Annotated in this window: 14 protein-coding genes; 6 read left to right on the top strand and 8 right to left on the bottom strand. The window is 63.5% G+C overall.

Annotated elements, in window-relative coordinates; genetic code table 11:
• Positions 1-3: 3 nt before the first annotated feature.
• Positions 4-2,871 carry an EAL domain-containing protein gene (locus U1E20_RS01445; RefSeq protein WP_409978805.1) on the bottom strand — a complete coding sequence of 956 codons (2,868 nt, stop codon included), beginning with the start codon at positions 2,869-2,871 and terminating at the stop codon, positions 4-6.
• Positions 2,872-3,183: 312 nt separating this feature from the next.
• On the opposite strand from U1E20_RS01445, the gene ptsP reads away from it, so the two are divergent.
• From ptsP to U1E20_RS01430, 3 genes are all read left to right on the top strand, one after another.
• A complete protein-coding gene (ptsP, locus tag U1E20_RS01440) occupies positions 3,184-5,448 on the top strand; it encodes a phosphoenolpyruvate--protein phosphotransferase (protein WP_409978804.1) in 2,265 nt (754 codons plus the stop codon).
• Positions 5,449-5,501: 53 nt separating this feature from the next.
• The gene (prfA, locus tag U1E20_RS01435; protein ID WP_409978803.1) at positions 5,502-6,572 is read left to right on the top strand and encodes a peptide chain release factor 1; all 1,071 of its coding nucleotides are present in this window, start codon (positions 5,502-5,504) and stop codon (positions 6,570-6,572) included.
• Between the two features lie 203 nt (positions 6,573-6,775).
• Positions 6,776-7,036 (top strand): hypothetical protein, encoded by a 261-nt coding sequence (locus tag U1E20_RS01430; protein ID WP_409978802.1) that lies wholly within the window; start codon positions 6,776-6,778, stop codon positions 7,034-7,036.
• A 70-nt stretch (positions 7,037-7,106) separates the two neighbouring features.
• On the opposite strand, the gene U1E20_RS01425 is transcribed toward U1E20_RS01430, so the two are convergent.
• From U1E20_RS01425 to U1E20_RS01415, 3 genes are read right to left on the bottom strand one after another with little or no spacing between them, the layout of a single operon-like run.
• Positions 7,107-7,427: a cellulose-binding protein gene (locus U1E20_RS01425; RefSeq protein WP_409978801.1), complete on the bottom strand. Its 321-nt coding sequence runs from the start codon at positions 7,425-7,427 to the stop codon at positions 7,107-7,109.
• A gap of 57 nt (positions 7,428-7,484) precedes the next feature.
• Positions 7,485-9,077, bottom strand: coding sequence for a bifunctional phosphoribosylaminoimidazolecarboxamide formyltransferase/IMP cyclohydrolase (gene purH, locus U1E20_RS01420; RefSeq protein WP_409978800.1), 1,593 nt, complete (start codon positions 9,075-9,077; stop codon positions 7,485-7,487).
• A 31-nt stretch (positions 9,078-9,108) separates the two neighbouring features.
• Entirely contained in the window at positions 9,109-10,827 is a 1,719-nt protein-coding gene (locus tag U1E20_RS01415) for a heparinase II/III family protein (RefSeq protein ID WP_409978799.1), read from the bottom strand.
• Positions 10,828-11,036: 209 nt separating this feature from the next.
• On the opposite strand from U1E20_RS01415, the gene U1E20_RS01410 reads away from it, so the two are divergent.
• Entirely contained in the window at positions 11,037-11,567 is a 531-nt protein-coding gene (locus tag U1E20_RS01410) for a gamma carbonic anhydrase family protein (RefSeq protein WP_409978798.1), read from the top strand.
• 8 nt (positions 11,568-11,575) lie between these two features.
• Here the strand turns inward: U1E20_RS01410 and U1E20_RS01405 are convergent, their stop codons facing one another.
• The 4 genes from U1E20_RS01405 to U1E20_RS01390 all read right to left on the bottom strand — a co-directional run bounded on the left by U1E20_RS01405 (position 11,576) and on the right by U1E20_RS01390 (position 15,558).
• Positions 11,576-12,199, bottom strand: coding sequence for a transglutaminase-like cysteine peptidase (locus U1E20_RS01405; RefSeq protein ID WP_409978797.1), 624 nt, complete (start codon positions 12,197-12,199; stop codon positions 11,576-11,578).
• Positions 12,200-12,648: 449 nt separating this feature from the next.
• Positions 12,649-13,806, bottom strand: coding sequence for a DUF2235 domain-containing protein (locus U1E20_RS01400; protein ID WP_409978796.1), 1,158 nt, complete (start codon positions 13,804-13,806; stop codon positions 12,649-12,651).
• A gap of 47 nt (positions 13,807-13,853) precedes the next feature.
• The gene (locus tag U1E20_RS01395; protein ID WP_409978795.1) at positions 13,854-14,111 is read right to left on the bottom strand and encodes an exodeoxyribonuclease VII small subunit; all 258 of its coding nucleotides are present in this window, start codon (positions 14,109-14,111) and stop codon (positions 13,854-13,856) included.
• A gap of 46 nt (positions 14,112-14,157) precedes the next feature.
• Positions 14,158-15,558 carry a cation diffusion facilitator family transporter gene (locus U1E20_RS01390; RefSeq protein ID WP_409978794.1) on the bottom strand — a complete coding sequence of 467 codons (1,401 nt, stop codon included), beginning with the start codon at positions 15,556-15,558 and terminating at the stop codon, positions 14,158-14,160.
• Between the two features lie 117 nt (positions 15,559-15,675).
• On the opposite strand from U1E20_RS01390, the gene U1E20_RS01385 reads away from it, so the two are divergent.
• Both U1E20_RS01385 and U1E20_RS01380 read left to right on the top strand, forming a co-directional pair.
• The gene (locus tag U1E20_RS01385; protein ID WP_409978793.1) at positions 15,676-16,116 is read left to right on the top strand and encodes a VOC family protein; all 441 of its coding nucleotides are present in this window, start codon (positions 15,676-15,678) and stop codon (positions 16,114-16,116) included.
• Positions 16,117-16,563: 447 nt separating this feature from the next.
• Positions 16,564-16,923 (top strand): hypothetical protein, encoded by a 360-nt coding sequence (locus U1E20_RS01380; RefSeq protein WP_409978792.1) that lies wholly within the window; start codon positions 16,564-16,566, stop codon positions 16,921-16,923.
• Positions 16,924-17,031: the final 108 nt, after the last annotated feature.

Genomic DNA, 17,031 nt, shown 5'->3' with positions numbered 1-17,031 from the left:
GGATTAAGCCGCTTCCGGCGCCGCGCCGACGAGGCGCCGCGCGTCCCTTGCGCTGATCGGGCGCCCGAAGGCGTAGCCCTGCGCGTAGCCACAGCCGAGCTGATAAAGTTCGATCGCGTCCTGCTCGGTCTCCGCCCCTTCGGCGACGACATCGAGGCCGAGATCCTGCGCCAGCGCGATGATCGAGCGCAGAATGATCGGGCGCGCGCCCTTGCCGGACTGTTTGATAAAGGAGCGGTCGATCTTGACCGTGTCGAACGGCAGGCGCTGCAGATAGGCGAGCGACGAATAGCCCGTGCCGAAATCATCGAGCGACAGACCCGCGCCAAGTTCCTTGAGGCGCGTCAACATCTCTGCGGCATATTCGGGATTTTCCATCACCAGGCATTCGGTCAGTTCGAGCTTGAGGCTGCCTTTGACGATATCGTTGCGCATCAGCACGCTCTTCACGTCGCGCAGCAGATCGTGCCGCAGCAGTTGGCGCGACGAGATGTTGACCGAGGCGAATATCGGCGGATCGACGGCGAGCGCGCGTTGCCATGCCGCGAGTTCTCGCGCTGTCCGCTCCAGCGCGAGAAGCCCGAGGTCGACGATCAAGCCGGTCTGCTCGGCGACCGGGATGAATTCGGAAGGCTCGAGTCGGCCAAGGCGCGGATGATCCCATCGCAGCAGCGCCTCGAAGCCGGCGATGGTGCGATCCTCGAGCCTGACGATCGGCTGGAAGAAAACCTTGATCTCGCTGCGCTCCAGCGCCCGCCGCATATCGGCTTCAAGCGTCACCCGGTCGGCGCGCTGCGCGCGCATCGCCGGGCGGAACACTTCGATGCGGTTGCCGCCGGTGCGCTTGGCGTAGCGCATGGCGATTTCGGCATCCTCCAGCATTTCGGCGCCGCCGGGATGGGTCTGCTGGTCGTAAAGCGCGATGCCGATCGAAGCGAAAAGCGCGATCTCGCGATCGGTGAAGCGCACCGGGGTCGACAGCGCGCGGCGCACCGAATCGGCGATCGAGATGACGTGGTCGACATGCGACTCGGAAACCAGGATGATCGCGAATGTGTCGCCCGAAAGCCGCGCCAGCGTATCCTGAGGCTGCAGCAGCCTCGTGAGGCGATGCGCGACGGTGAGCAGAATGCTGTCGCCCATCGCCATGCCGACCTGCTCATTGATCTGCTTGAAGCGGTCGATGTCGATGACAAGGATTGTCGGGCGCACGTCCTTTTCCATCCGCGCGAGAATCAGCGCCGCCTCCAAACGATCGAAGAACAATTCGCGGTTCGGCAGGCCGGTGAGATTGTCGTGAACGGCGTCGTGCAGCAGCCGCTCCTGGGCGTTGCGTTCGTCGGTCACGTCATTGAGCGTGCCGACGACGCGGATCACCTCGCCGTCGGGACCGACCACCGGCCGCGCCCGCAGCCGGTAGGAAAGATAGTGGCCGTCCGCGGCGCGCAGGCGAAAGACCTGATTGATGCGTCCGCGCCGCTGCTCAAGGATGGCGTCGAGACAGGCGCGATAGCGGTCCTGTTCGAACGGATGGAGCAGATCGAGCCATGAGGAGGCGGCGCCTTCGAGCCCGCCGCGGTCCAGTCCGAGCGCCGCTTCAGCTTCGGGGCTGACATAGATGTGGTCGGACGGAACATCCCAGTCGAAGACGATCTCATTGGCGCCCGTGAGCGCCAGGGCCTTGCGCTCGACGTCGCTGATCGCTCCGTGAGACAGTCCGCCGGCGGCGAAGGCGTTTTGCATCACCGTGAAGCCGATCAGCATCACGATCAGGACGAGGCCGCCGACGAGCGCGGGCGACACGAGGTCGTTGGTGATCCAGCCGGCGACGGCGAATCCCGCGGTCGCCACCCAGACGGCCAGAAGGAACCATGTCGGGATCAGCATGATCGCCCGATCGAAGCCATGCGTCGCGAGATAGAGGATCAGCACGAAGCCGACGATGGCGACGGTCGCGAGCGAGATGCGCGCGACGCCGGCGGCGACCGGCGCGTCGAACACCGCAAGGCCGACGAGGTCGAGGAGGATCAGGAGCCACAGCGCCGCGACATGCCAGGCGCGCACATGCCAGCGGTTGAGGTTGAGATAGGCGAAGAGAAAAACCACCAGAGTCGCGGAGAGCACCGTCTCGGCGCCGGCGCGCCAGATGCTGTTGGCGTTGGCGTCGAAGCCGAAAATCTTGTCCCAGAAGCCGAAATCGATGCAGACATAGGCCAGGACCGCCCAGGCGAGCGCCGCCGCCGCCGGGAAAATCACCGCGCCCTTCACCACGAAGACGATGGTCAGGAACAGCGCCAGCAGGCCGGCGATGCCGATGACGATGCCCTTGTAGAGCGTCAGGCTCGTCACCTTGTCCTTATAGGCCGAGGGCTCCCACAAATAGAGCTGCGGCAGATTGGGGCTGCGCAGCTCGGCGACATAGGTGACCGTCGTTCCCGGGTCGAGCGTCAGCCGGAAAATGTCGGCGTCCGACGCGTCGACGACCTCCGGCGGGAATCCCTGGCTCGCGGTGATTGCCGAGATGCGCGTCGAGCCGAGATCGGGCCAGATGACGCCCGAGCCCTGCAGACGGTAATGCGGCGCGACGATGAGGCGCTCGATCTGCTCGTCGGTGTCGTTGGTGAGCGCGAAAACGATCCAGTTGGGCTGGCTGCCCGCCTCCTTGGCGCCGACCTCGATGCGTCGGACGATGCCGTCCGAGCCCGGCGCGGTCGAAACCTGCAGCCGGTCGCCCTGTGAGGAATGTTTCTCGATAACATTGGTGAGATCGATCGCCCGAGCGCCTTGCGGCACTCTGACGGACTCCATGCCCAGGGCCGGAGCGGATACGACGAGCAAAAAGAGAGCGATCAGATATTTTGTCAGACGCACGAATTCTCTTCTCGATGCCGCAAGCTCGGAAAACGCGTTTCGCGCGGCCACGGGCGGGCGCCAATCGCGTGGGCAGTCATCGCCGGATTTTGATCAGCCAGTGGTAGAGGCTTCCTGCCCTGCCCGCAAGCCGATTCGCCAAGCTTTGCATTAACGGTATGTTCCTTGCGTCGGCGGGCTTCTTGGCCGCGCTTGCGGAGCGCCGGCGGCGCCAATATACGCTGCTTAAGAGCTACTGTCGCAATCTACTGGCGCACAGCGGTTTTTTTGCGGTAGGCCACCCCAAAATTTGGGAAAACGGGAACGGATTGGATGCGAAGCGCGCTCGGCGGCCCTCGCCTTCTGTTGCGCCGACTCCGCGAAATCAGCGCGGAACCGGTCAGCGCTCAGGCGCGGCTCGACAAGATCGTCGTGCAGATCGCCGCGAATATGGTCGCCGAAGTTTGTTCCGTTTATGTGCTGCGCGCCGACCAGCGCTTGGAGCTCTATGCCACGGAAGGCCTGAACCGCGAGGCCGTCCATCTGACCACGATGCATTCGGGCGAGGGCCTCGTCGGGCTCATCGCGAAGAGCGCCGAACCGCTCGCGCTTTCGGAAGCGCAGGAGCACCCCGCCTTCTCCTACAAGCCGGAGACGGGCGAAGAGGCCTACCACTCATTTCTGGGCGTGCCGATCCTGCGGGGCGGCAACACGCTCGGCGTGCTCGTCGTGCAGAACCAGGTGCGCCGCGTCTATTCGGAAGAGGAAATCGAGGCGCTGCAGACGACGGCGATGCTGCTCGCCGAACTCATCGCCTCGGGCGAATTGCAGGCGATCCAAGACCCGCGCGATCTCGCGCTCTATCGCCCGGCCTCGCTCAAAGGCGCGCCGATGGCGGAAGGCGTCGGTCTTGGCCATGTGCTGCTGCATGAGCCGCGCGTCGTCATCAAGCAGCTCGTCGCCGAGGACATGCCCGGCGAACTCGCACGACTCGAACATGCGATCGACGCGATGCGCCAGTCGATCGACGAACTCATCGCGCATAGCGACCGCATCGCCGCCGGCGAGCCGCGCGAAATCCTCGAAACCGTGCGCATGGTCGCCTATGACCGCGGCTGGGTGCGCCGACTGCGCGAAGCGGTCATGACCGGCCTGACCGCCGAGGCGGCGGTCGAGCGTGTTCAAAACGACGCGCGCGCGCGCATGCAGCGTCAGACCGACCCTTATCTGCGCGACCGCCTGCACGATCTCGACGACATCGCCAACCGGCTGCTGCATCAGTTGACCGGCCAGAGCTATGTCGCCGATCGCGACAGCATGCCGGAAAACGCGATTATCGTCGCGCGGACGATGGGCCCGGCGGCGCTGCTCGATTATGATCGCAAGCGGTTGCGCGGTCTGGTGCTGGAGGAAGGCGGTCCGACGAGCCATGTCGCGATTGTCGCGCGGGCGCTCGGCATCGCCACCGTCGGGCTGGTTCCCGGCCTCATCGACATCGTCGAAACCGGCGATCCGATCATCGTCGACGGCACGACCGGCGAGGTGCATGTTCGTCCCCAGCCCGACGTGCAGAGCGCCTATGCCGAAAAGGCGCGGCTGAGGGCGCGACGGCAGGAGCAATACGCCAAGCTTCGCGACGTGCCGGCGATCACCAAGGACGGCGTCGAGATCACCTTGCATATGAACGCCGGCCTTGCGATCGACATGCCGCATCTGCAGGAGACCGGCGCGCTTTCGATCGGCCTTTTTCGCACCGAGCTGCAATTCATGCTCGCGCCGCGCTTTCCGCGCATGGACGAGCAATATCGCTTGTACAAAGCCGTTCTCGACGCGGCGCCGGACAAGGCGATCACCTTTCGCACGCTCGACATCGGCTCGGACAAAATCCTGCCCTATATGGCGAAGATCGAAGAGGAAAACCCGGCGCTCGGCTGGCGCGCGATCCGCATCGGCCTCGACCGGCCGGGCCTGTTGCGCATGCAATTGCGCGCGATGCTGAAAGCGGGCGCCAACCGCGATCTGCGGATCATGTTTCCGATGATCGCCAATGTCGCCGAATTCGACGCGGCGAAGGCGATCGCGCTGCGCGAGCTCAATCACATTACGCGCCACCGCCATCCGCCGCCGACCCGGCTGGAGTTCGGGGCCATGGTGGAAGTGCCGTCGCTACTGTGGGAAATCGATCTTATCGCCAAGCGCGCCGACTTTCTGTCGGTCGGCTCCAACGACCTGGTTCAATACATGTACGCGGCGGATCGCGACAATACGCGGGTTTCGAAGCGTTACGACAATCTGTCCCGCCCGGTGCTGCGCGCGCTTGAACGCGTCGTCGCGGCCGGCGCACGGCACAATGCGCCAGTGACGCTGTGCGGTGAAATGGGCGGCCGCCCGATCGAGGCGCTGGCGTTGCTCGCCATCGGCTACCGGTCTCTGTCGATGGCGGCTTCGGCCATTGGTCCGGTCAAGACGATGATCCTCAATCTCAATCTCGAAGAGGCGCAGGTCCATCTCGCCTCTCTGCTCGCGTCCGACGACGGCAGCGCGTCCGTGCGCGAGCAATTGCACGAATATGCGGTCGTGCGCGGCGTGCCCTTGTAGCGGCCCTCTCCTTCTCCGCGCCGCGCCCTCGCCATTTTCCAAGAAGCCTTCACATGTTCGCTCAAGACAAGCTCGACCTCATTCTGCGCCGCTATGACGAGATCGGCGACAAGCTCGCCGTCGGCGCCGACGGACAGGCCTTCGTCGCCCTGTCGCGCGAGCGCGCCGCGCTCGATGAGGTGGTCGACCGAATCCGCGCCTATCGCGCGGCGCAAAAGGAATCCGACGACCTTTCCGCCATGCTCGCCGACGCCTCGCTCGACGCCGACATGCGCGCGCTGGCGGAGGGCGAGACGACGGCCGCGCGCGAACGGCTCGAGGCGGCGGAAAGCGGGCTGCGTCTGGCGCTTCTGCCCAAGGACGAGGCGGATGAGAAAAGCGTCATTCTCGAAGTCCGCGCCGGCACGGGCGGCGACGAGGCGGCCCTGTTCGCCGGCGATCTTTTTCGCGCCTATCAGAAATATGCGGCGCTTAAGGGCTGGCGCGTCGAGATCGTCTCCGCAAGCGAAGGCGCGCTCGGCGGATTCAAGGAAGTCGTCGCCGAGATCATCGGACGCGGCGTCTATGGCAGGCTGAAATTCGAGTCGGGCGTGCATCGCGTCCAACGCGTGCCGGAGACGGAGACGCAGGGCCGCATCCATACGTCGGCGGCGACGGTGGCCGTGCTGCCGCAGGCCGAGGACGTCGACGTCGCCATCGACGACAAGGATTTGCAGATCGATACGATGCGCGCGCAAGGCGCCGGCGGCCAGCATGTCAACAAAACCGAATCCGCGATCCGCATCACCCATATTCCGTCCGGCATCGTGGTGATGATGCAAGAGGAGCGCTCGCAGCATCGCAACAAGGCCAAGGCGATGAATGTTCTCAGGTCGCGTCTTTACGACGCCGAGCGCCAGCGGCTCGACAAGGAGCGTTCGGACGACCGCAAGCAGCAGGTCGGCTCAGGCGATCGCTCAGAACGAATCCGCACCTATAATTTTCCCCAAGGGCGCGTCACCGACCACCGCATCAATCTGACGCTCTATAAGCTCGACCGGGTGATGGAGGGCGAGTTCGATGAAATCATCGACGCGCTGACCACCGACCATCAGCAAAAGCTGCTCGCGCAAAGCGAGGCGTAATCGGACATTCGTTTGAAAGGCTCGGGTTTGTCATTCCCGACGCGCGCCACGCGCGATCGGAAATCCAGAGCGAAACGCCGCGCGCTTTAGTCGAAGCGACATCTTTGCGTCCTGTGCGCCGCCGCACGAACAATGCGCCGAACGCTCCCTAGATTGCGTCCATTCGCAAACGGAATTTTGCGATGACACGCAAGGAGAGCGTCATGTCCAACTCGAAGAAAATCATTTCCGTCACTCTCGCCGCCGCGGTTCTTGCCGGAACCGTCGCCAGCGCCACGCCGGCTTTCGCCTGGTCGAAATGGCATCACGGCTATGGCTGGGCGCCTTTCGCCGTTGGCGGGGCTCTGGCGCTCGGCGCTTTGGCCGCGACCGCCGCGAGCGGCCCGGATTGCTATTATGAGCGCCGTCCGATCTTCAATCGCTGGGGCGACGTGGTCGGCTATCGCTCCGTGCCCGTGTGCTGATTCAATCAATCAGAGGTCAGAAAGGGCCGGCCCGCGCGCGCCGGCCTTTTTCATGCCGATCCGGCGCAACTCACCAGCCGTAATCGAAATACTGGCCAATTTCGTTATAGCGCTGCGGATCTTGCAGCGTGAAATCCTGCTGCTCGAGAAAGTAATTGTCATTGGCGTAACGATTGGGCTGGAGATTGCCCTGCGCCGCCGAACCCGCGCCGTCGTCGAGCCAATCCTTATTGGTGGTGAGATCATGCGGCAGAGGAATCGCGAAATCGTCGCCCTGCGTCGCAGTCACCTGGCCTGTCGCGACGGGCTTGCGTTGTTTCGCCGACACGCCGCTCGACGCAAGCGCGCCGATCAGGGCGAGGCCCAGCGCGAATTTCCAAGACTTATGCATGATTGAACTCCCTATTCGCATCGGCGCGCCAGTCTAGCCGGAGCGGCTTGGGCATTGCTAGTGCCTGAAGTGGCGCACGCCGGTGAACGCCATGGCAAGGCCCTGCGCGTCCGCGGCCGCGATCACGTCCTTATCGTTAATCGAACCGCCGGGCTGGATGACCGCGGTGGCGCCCGCGTCGGCCGCCGCCAGCAATCCATCGGGGAACGGAAAAAACGCGTCGGACGCGACGACGGCGCCTATTGCGAGACTTTCCGTCAACCCGGCCGCGCGCGCCGCCTCCTGCGCCTTATGCGCGGCGATGCGCGAGGAATCAACGCGCGACATCTGTCCGGCCCCGATGCCGACCGTCGCCCCGTCCTTCGCGTAGACGATCGCGTTCGACTTCACATGTTTGACGATTCGGAACGCGAATTTGAGATCGGCGAGCTCCTGCGCAGTGGGCTGCCGCTTCGTCACGATCTGCAAATTCATGTCGTCGATGACGGCGTTATCGCGCGATTGCGCGAGAAAGCCGCCCGAAACCGATCGATAGGTTAAGCCTGCCGCGCGAGGATCGGGCAGACCGCCGGTCAACAGCAGACGCAGATTCTTCTTGGCGCCGACGATCGCGATCGCCTCCTCATCGGCGTCGGGCGCGATGATCACTTCGGTGAAAATCTTGACGATTTCTCGCGCCGCTTCCGCATCGAGCCGGCGATTGAGCGCGACGATGCCGCCAAAAGCTGAAACCGGGTCGCAGCGCAACGCCTTTGCATAGGCCTCGGCAAGCGTCGCGCCTTCGGCGACGCCGCAAGGATTGGCGTGTTTGACAATGACGGCGGCCGCCGTGCGCGCGGGGTCGAATTCCGCGACGCATTCGAAGGCCGCGTCGGTGTCATTGACGTTGTTGTACGACAGCTGCTTGCCTTGGAGCTGACGCGCCGTGGCGACGCCCGGCCGCTTCTCGCCGGAAAGATAGAAGCCGGCCGACTGATGCGGATTTTCGCCATAGCGCATCGGCTCGGCGAGACGACCGCCGAAGGCGCGCACCGGCGGCGAGGCTTCGCCAAGCGCCTGCGCCAGCCAGTTGGAGATCGCGGCGTCATAGGCGGCGGTGCGGGCGAAGGCCTTCTGCGCCAGCCGCCGACGCGTCGCGAGCCGCGTCGCGCCCTTCGTCGCCTCGAGTTCCTCGATCAGCGCGGCATAGTCGTCAGGATCGACCACGACGGCGACATCATCGTGATTCTTGGACGCCGCGCGGATCATCGCCGGCCCGCCGATGTCGATGTTCTCGACGCATTCCTCGAAGGGGGCGCCCTTCGCCAGCGTCGACTCGAAGGGATAGAGATTGACGACGAGAAGGTCGATCGGCTGGATGTCATGCGCGAGCATCGCCGCTTCGTGCTGGGGATTTTCACGGATCGCCAGCAGGCCGCCATGCACTTTCGGGTGCAAGGTCTTCAGCCTGCCGTCCATCATTTCCGGAAACTGAGTGAGATCGGCGACGTCGCGCGCCGCGAGCCCCGCCTCGGTCAACGCCTTGCGCGTGCCGCCGGTGGAGACGAGCTCCACGTCATGCTTCGCCAGAACGCGCGCGAATTCGACGAGGCCTGTTTTGTCGGATACGGAAATCAGCGCGCGCGCCACGCGGCGCAAATCGACGGGCATTGCATACTCCTAAAATCGCGCCGCGCGCTTATCATACCTGCCGGGCGGGAAGAACCTGCCCGCCGGCGCGCCGCCGCAAGCTCCAAGCGATCTCTAAGCCGGCGGCCGCCGTTCCGTGCAAAACAATCTGGGCGCATTTGCGCGCGCCGCCGGGCGCGGCGAAAAAGATACTGTCCTCGACGTCGGGAACGACGCCTTGCGCCTCGAAGACGAGAATTTCGCCATTGGCGAGCGTGAGTTCGATCGCGCCGTCGGCGCGCGACGCAACGCCGACGCGCGGGTGAAGGTGAAAGCGCACGGCGACATCGCTTGCTTCCGCATGTTTAGCGCCGCCTTCCGCCGCGACGAGACGATCGACGCCAAGAAGCGCGGACCCATCCGCCGCAAGCGTCAGTTCGCGCGTGTGGACGAGGCCGAATTCACGCGCATAGCCGTCATGCGACAACATGAGCGTCGTTTCGTCTTCGAGGCGGCGGCGCTCGACCTCGATATGATGTGGGCCGGCGAGAACTCGCCCGGCGCGCCGGCGCGGCGCGCTTTGCGGCGCGATGCGGGCGCTGGAGCGATCCCCGACAATGAGAGTCGAATGCGCGGCGGTGGCGCGCGCCAATTCGCGAGCATCCAAATGCGGAGCCGAAGGGGCGCCGCAATTGACCACGACGCGCTCGATCCCGATCGAAAACTCAAATGACAGGCAGCCGGCATGCGCCGAGAGCGAGAATTCGAACGGCGGCGGCCCGCCGGCGTCGACGATGACGAGCGCGTCGCCCGCCTCCATGCGCTGATAGCCGGCGTAAGGCGCGTTGACCGGCGGCGCGCCGCGCGTGTCCTCATGGGCGAGCACGCTCGCCAGCCGATCCAACGCCGTCGCGCCCATGCCGTTGAACAGCGCCAGCGAGCCGTCGCCATGCTGCAGCATCCGCAGCATCGGCATCATTCGGTCGATGGCGCGCAGGACGGCGGGCGGGGTCTGCAGGCCGCGCGCCGCGATCACCTGCCGCAGCGGCAGAAGGTCGAGAAGCAGATCGACGGCGACCTGCGGATTGCGGCTCACATGGCCGCCGTCGATGAGTATCTGACGGTCAAGCTCGGCCGTGAGCGCGCGCGACACATGCGGCGCGATCTTGCGGCCGGTGTCGGCGCAAACCGCGAATTCGGCGAGCGCGATGGCGCAGACCAGGCGATCGGCCCCGAGCGCGCCGCCGCCGGCCAGCGCGCGCCAGAGGAGCCGCGCATTGCGGGCCAGGGCCAGCATGAACGCGTCATAGAAATCGGGCTCGGCGCCGTCGAGCAGCGTCGGCGATTGAGAAAGAAAGGAAAGAAGCCGCCGGGCGACAACGGCCGGCTCCATCGCCGGATCGTCGGGCGGCAGCTTGGGAAGAGCGAGAAATTCGGCGACGAGCGTCTGCGCCTGATCGAGCGCCACCTTCTTGTCGAAGGCCTGCAGATGCCGCAGCCAGGAGAAGCCCGCAAGCGAGCGCCGCCAGCCCTCGGAGGGCGCGGTCGCCAAAAAAGGCGATACGCTCCTCGCCTGTACGGTCTTGCCTTCGAAGGAAAAATAGCCGGCGTAAATCTGGTCGGCGACGGTCGAGTCGGTGGTTCGGATGTCGGGCGGCGCGATGCGCAGCCGCTCCGGCGGCGCGATCGCCATTGATTTCATTAAGTGGTAGGGCGCGGCGGCGCCTCGCGCGAAGGCTCCCGCCGCCCGCGCCGCCGAAACGCTCGCCAGCCGCACCCGATCCCGCAACATGATGGCGCTCAGTGACGTCCCCCGACAGCGGCTTTCGCGCGATTTCTCCGCCAGCCGCGCGCCAGCCGGCAATACCAAACCCAGTCTCCCGCTTATAGTCTAAATTTCCGTGACTTCCGAATGAGATCGGCCCGGCCTTGGCTTTGCGCCATTGCGCCCGAACGGCCGAAAATGGCAATGTCCCGCCTCTTTTCAAGGAGGCTTCGCCTATGCCGCTTTACACGATCGACGGAATCGCGCCGCGCCTGCCGGCCCCCGGCCGGTTCTATGTCGCGCCCGGCGCGCATGTCATCGGCCGGGTCGAACTGGAGGAGGACGCCAATATCTGGTTCGGCTGCGTGTTGCGCGGCGACAATGAATGGATCACCGTCGGCGCCCGCACCAATATTCAGGAAAACAGCGTCCTCCATACCGACATGGGCTATCCGCTCGTCATCGGGCCGGACTGCACCATCGGCCATGGCGTCATTCTGCACAGCTGCGTCATCGGCGAGGCGAGCCTGATCGGCATGGGCGCGACGATCCTCAATGGCGCGAAGATCGGCGCGAATTGTCTTGTCGGCGCCAATGCGCTGGTGACCGAGGGCAAGGAATTTCCCGACTATTCGCTGATCGTCGGCTCGCCCGCCAAGGCGATCCGCACGCTCGACGAGGCGGCCCGCGCCCGCCATCTCGAATCAGCGAAACATTATGTGGAGAACGGCCAGCGCTATGCGAAAGGGCTGACGCTGATCGGCTGAGCGGCGGTTCACCGCGAGACATAGAGCGGGGCGCTGGTCGGCGGGCCGATCGTCACCCAGACGTTCTGATTTTGCTGTGACTGGCGCTTGACGAAGCGATAGGGAACGCGCGTCCACGGCCGCATCTCGTCGGAAAGATTGTCGAGAACGAATTCGCCGCGGCTGGTCTTGACCGTGAGAACCGAATGGCCGTCGCCATTCTTCTCCTTGACCACCGTGAGCAGCAGCGCCTGCCGGGGAAAACCTTCTTCGATCAGCATCCGGCGCTTTTGCAGGGCGAAATCCTCGCAGTCGCCCTGGCCGTCGCTGGGATAATCCCAACGGTCGACCGAGCCCCAATGATCCGAATCCGCGATCGGATCGATGTTCTTGTTCACCCAGGCGTTGATGCGCGCGATCTTGCGAAAGACGGCGGCGGTGAGTTCGATGTCCTGCGGCGCGGTTTCATCGTCCTGGCATTCGCCGCGATAGCGCTGGCAGAAATCCACCCAGCCGTAGGGCACGCTGGTTTCGAGACCAACCGTCGCAAAAGTCGCGGGTTCCGATCCGGCGAAACTTTTCGCATTGATCGCGACGAGCGCCGCGCCCGCCATCCCGAGAGCCATAACCGCTTTGCTGACGATGCCCAACATAACCCGCCTCCGTGACATGAGGCGAAGTTAGTTTTCTTGTTTTGCTGTCCATGAAAGTATTTCTGCCGCATTTTACGCGAAACCGTTTAGATTTTTGCTGGCGTCAGGTAAGTATAATTTTGTGCTGCGAAAACGCATAAAATTTGATGATATCGCATATCTAGTTGAATTAATGACATTTCTATCCTGAGCATAGGGCGACGGCGAGGCCCGCGCGCCGCCCTGGATTAAGCTTCGAGGAGCAAAGCTTAACTTATGCCCCTTCCCAAGGTTAACGGGCAGGACTTGCCGGTAATTTTTTTGGCGAACGCGACGGTCGCGCGCCTTCCGAGCGGCGCATATTCGTTCACAAGGTTTTACACGCCCCGACGCGACGGCGACGCCCAGCGGGTAAGGACGCGAGGCCCCCGCCTCGTTTCGCAGGAGAAGGGGGAGACTGGCCGCGCGCGTCAAGCGGCGCGAGATCGCTTCGCTTCGAGTTTCTTCCACATCTCGTCGTATGCCCGATCGACCTTGCGCTTTTGGAGCACCGCGTCGATGTCCTCGTCCGGTCCGATCGGACGAATATATTCGCCACGCCAAGTGAGGTGGCTGGCGAGTTCGCAATCGCAGCGCGGATAGACCGATTTGACGCCAAGCAGCGAGGGCGCTTTGACAAAAGCCGCCGATAGCAGCTGGTAATAGAGCGTCTGGCTCTTCTCAATCGGTTCTGAATAGTCCGATTTGAAAAGGCGATCCGTCGAAAATTCCGCCTTGTCCAGCGGCGCGATATTCAGTCCGTTCTTGCGCGCGCAGTCCACCATCCATTCCAAGGCGCAGTCAGACAGTCCATGTTGACTGTAGCCGCCGCCGACATTGGAATGCACGCCAGGAAACCATTTTTGCTGGTAGAGCGGAAATCCGCGCTCCTCCAAATTCTTCTTGTTTCGCTGCCGATGATAGTCGGTAAGGTCGATCTTCGTCGGACGGAATGGCCAGCGCCGCTCATCGGCGGCTAAGGCGTGATAGGCGCTGTCGACGCTCTCGCTCAGCGTCACGTCATGAAAGCTGCAGCCGAAAAATTTGTCGACGAGATATCCCAGGAATTCGCCATAAGGCGCGCCCAACGCGCCGACCGTGTCCCACACGCCGAGAAAGCGGATTTTCACCGGCCAGGGATGGCAATAGTCGCGTCGAAACTGTTCCGCGTCGGCTCCCTTCGGCCGCCAACTCTCCGACTTGTCCTTGTAATGATCATAGGCGATCGAAACCAGCGGCATTTTGCATCGCTTGAGAATGCCGAGATTATGCACGAGGCCCGCGATGCTGCGCGCCGTGAAGGCGCCCCGGCTGAAGCCGAAAAGATAGACTTCGTCATTCTTCTCGTAATTGCTCACCAGGAAGGAATAGGCGTCCTTGATGTTGTTCGAGATTCCATAACCGAACGTTCCGCCCTTGAATCTCTCGCCGCGGCGCGTGCCGACGCCCGCGATGTAATGCATGAGTTGCGGGGCGTCGCCGGCGGCGTCGCTGCTCTCGATGGCTTGCAGAGTCCGCAAAACATTAGTGCTGCGCTCGGTCAGCTTGTTCCATGTGCCGTCGCAGAAAATGACGAGCTTCTTAGCCATGGCAATATTCCCTGTTTAAATGAAAAATGCAGATCGGCGCAGATCTATCACTCCACGTCGAAGGGCGCGACTCCTGTCGGCTGGCCGTTTTCGCCAAGAGTGATTTTTTCGATGCGGGCTTCGGCCTCGGCGAGGAGAGTCTCGCAACGCGCCTGCAGCGCCTTGCCGCGCGCATAGAGCTTCACCGACTCATCCAGCGACACCGCGCCCTTCTCCAGATCGCCCACGATGCGCTCGAGTTCCTGCATCGCTTGTTCGAAAGGCATCGCGGCGATTTCTATGGCGGCGTCCGGCTCTTGCGTCATGACGTAATTCATAGACGAAGCGCGCGTCCTTGGCTATCGCGCGGGCCTAGCGGTCATAAGGTTCGGCGCGGCCGACGATGCGCAAAATGGCCGGAAACTCCTCGCGGGTTCGGCGCTCGATTTCGTCGAGCGCGTCATGGGCGGTTTGCACGGACACAGCCGCGTCGAGCCGGCAGCGGAAATTGACGACGAAGCCGCCGGCGGTTTGGCGGACGCGAACGTCCTGCATTCGCGCGGGTGGACGGGTCTGAGCCGCGAATTGGGCGAGCGCCGCTTCGATCGCATCGGCGACCGAAGGTTTCGCGGCCTGGGCGGCGAGCAAATACATTTCAAGCGGTTCGATATGGGTCTCGACTTCCGTGTCGGCGCCGAATTCGTCGCGCAACGCGCTTTCGAAATCGCCGGCGACCGCATGCGCGCGACCGAGCGGCATTGCGCCGTCGAGTTCAATGTCGACGCCGATCGACAGGCGGCCGTCGATCTGCTGAGCGATGACGTGATGGGCGTGAATATGGCGGCGCGACCCGACCAGCAGGATGCGCTCCGCGATCGTCTCGTCATCGAGCGCCTGCGGTTCGACCGACAGCGTGACGCGGGCGCGCGGCGTCACCTCGGCGATCGCCTCGGCCACGGCCGATTTGATCCGCGCCGCCTGCTCGACGCGCAGTCCCCGGGCGACGCCGATCGTCGCCTCGCCGACAATGTCAGGACCGATAGTGCGAAGGCGCAGCGAATCGATGGCGATCACGCCCGGCACATCAGCGATCGCGCGTTTGAGATGCGGCGCGAATTCGCGCGGCGCCGCGTCAAGCAGCGTGTCGATGGTGCGCCGGCCCAGCCGAAAACCGGCGACCGCGATGAATGCCGCGACGCCAAACGCGGCAAGCGCGTCGCCGCGCTCAAACCCGTAATGCGCCGCAATAAGACCGAGCAGCACCAGCGTCGACGACACCAGATCGCTCGCAAAATGCAGCGCGTCGGCGGCGAGCGCGTCGCTGCCTTCAGCCTTGGCGATCCGCTTCAACTGGCGAGAGCGCACGTAATCGATCGCGATGGAGACGACGAGAACGCTATAGATCGGCCAGCCCACGTCGATTGCGACGTTCTTCTCGTTGAGGCGACGCCAGGCTTCGCCGACGACGAACAACGCCAGTCCGAAGAGAAAGCCGGTTTCGATCAGCGCGGCGAGCGCTTCATATTTGCCATGGCCGTAATGATGTTCCTCATCCGCCGGCTTCTCCGCTTCCCGCACCGCGAAAAAGGTCAGCGCCGTCGCGCCGGTATCGACGAAAGCGTGGCCGGACTCCGACAACAAGGCGAGCGAGCCGGACCACAGGCCGGCTGCGAGTTTCGCAACCGCGAGAACAGCGCTCGCGGCGATCGAAGCCTTGGCGGCCGCGAGCTTGACGCTCGTCGCCGCTTTGGGCAGGGACTTGGTTTCGGTCACCGCACCGCGCCATTCCATTTTGTAAACGCCAGCCCTCTAGCAAGCGGCCGACAAGGGCGCAAACCGACGCCGCTCAAATGATAGAATCGTCGCCGAACCATCAGATAGGAGCCGCAAATGAAGTTTCTCCACGCCATGATTCGGGTCGCCGACCTCGACCAGTCGCTCAAATTCTTTTGCGATGTGCTCGGAATGAAGGAAGTGCGCCGCACGCAGAACGAGAAAGGGCGCTACACGCTCGTCTATCTCGCGGCGCCCGAGGACGCTCCCGAAGCCAAGGAAAAACACGCTCCGCTCGTCGAACTCACTTATAATTGGGACGAGCATGAATATGCCGGCGGGCGGAACTTCGGCCACCTCGCCTTCGCCGTTGAGAATATTTACGACGTGTGCGCCCGACTGCAGGCGGCCGGCGTGACGATCAATCGTCCGCCACGAGACGGCCATATGGCCTTCGTGCGGACGCCGGACATGATCTCGATTGAGCTTTTGCAAAAAGGCGCGCCGCTGCCGCCGACCGAACCCTGGGCTTCCGCGCCTAATGTCGGCAGTTGGTGAGGCAATCCTTGGCGCCTAAAATTTTTGCGCCGCAGCTACGAATTTTTTGGACGTCGGGAACCATTGTTGGAGCCGCGAGTTGAGTATGAAGTCGAGCTGTGGCCTCAGCGCGGCTAATCGATATGTTATTGATATGCCGGCGAACTTTCGTCGCGAAGCTGTCACGGCCTTCGTATAGAAGGACAGCAGCGCACGGCATGGGGAGCGAAGGTCTCTCGGCACTTGCGCCGTCAGCCTTGTTAGTCGGCATGAGGCGCTCATCCAAAATGAGGATGAGACGTTTTCAGCAATTCTTATACAGGCGACATTCAGCTTACGTGGATAGCTTGGCGGGAGAACGCGCCGCTGAAGCGCGACGAGGAACGGAGTCGTGGGACATACCGCGACCGGAAAAAGGTTCCGGGAAACTGGAACATTCACGGGCGGAGGCAGGGGCGGAGGAACGTCATGGTCATCGCGGATCTGATCAATTCCTGCTCTAACGACAAGGTCGCTCAGGCGGCGTTGTCCTGCATTGGCGGCCATGTCGCCGAGCGCGTGCGCGTGGCCGCTGGAGATAAAGGCCTCAGCGTCGGCAAATATGTCGTGCTGGCGGTCCGCGAATTTGCAAGCCGTTCCGACAAAGCGGCGCAAGAGGCGTTGCGCGTCAGAGTGGTTCGCGACGATCAACCTTTGCTCAGAGGGCTGCGCGAGGTGCTCGAAGCGGCGCTGGAGCGCGATCCCTTCTTTCTCGACAGCGAGACGATGGCCGCGACGCCGCCCTATGCATTCAGCGCCGCGCGCGACAACGCGCTGCGGTATCACTGACCGCGCCTTTTCGAACCCAGCGCTTGCAAATAATGGCGACGTGGCCGCGGCGACGTCGCCATCAGCATTTATGCGCCTAAATGAAGAACAAGCGAACCAAGTCTTGCT

It is taken from the genome of Methylocystis sp. (assembly GCF_046349115.1).
Lineage (GTDB): Bacteria > Pseudomonadota > Alphaproteobacteria > Rhizobiales > Beijerinckiaceae > Methylocystis.
This window is presented reverse-complemented; position numbering and strand designations above follow the sequence as displayed.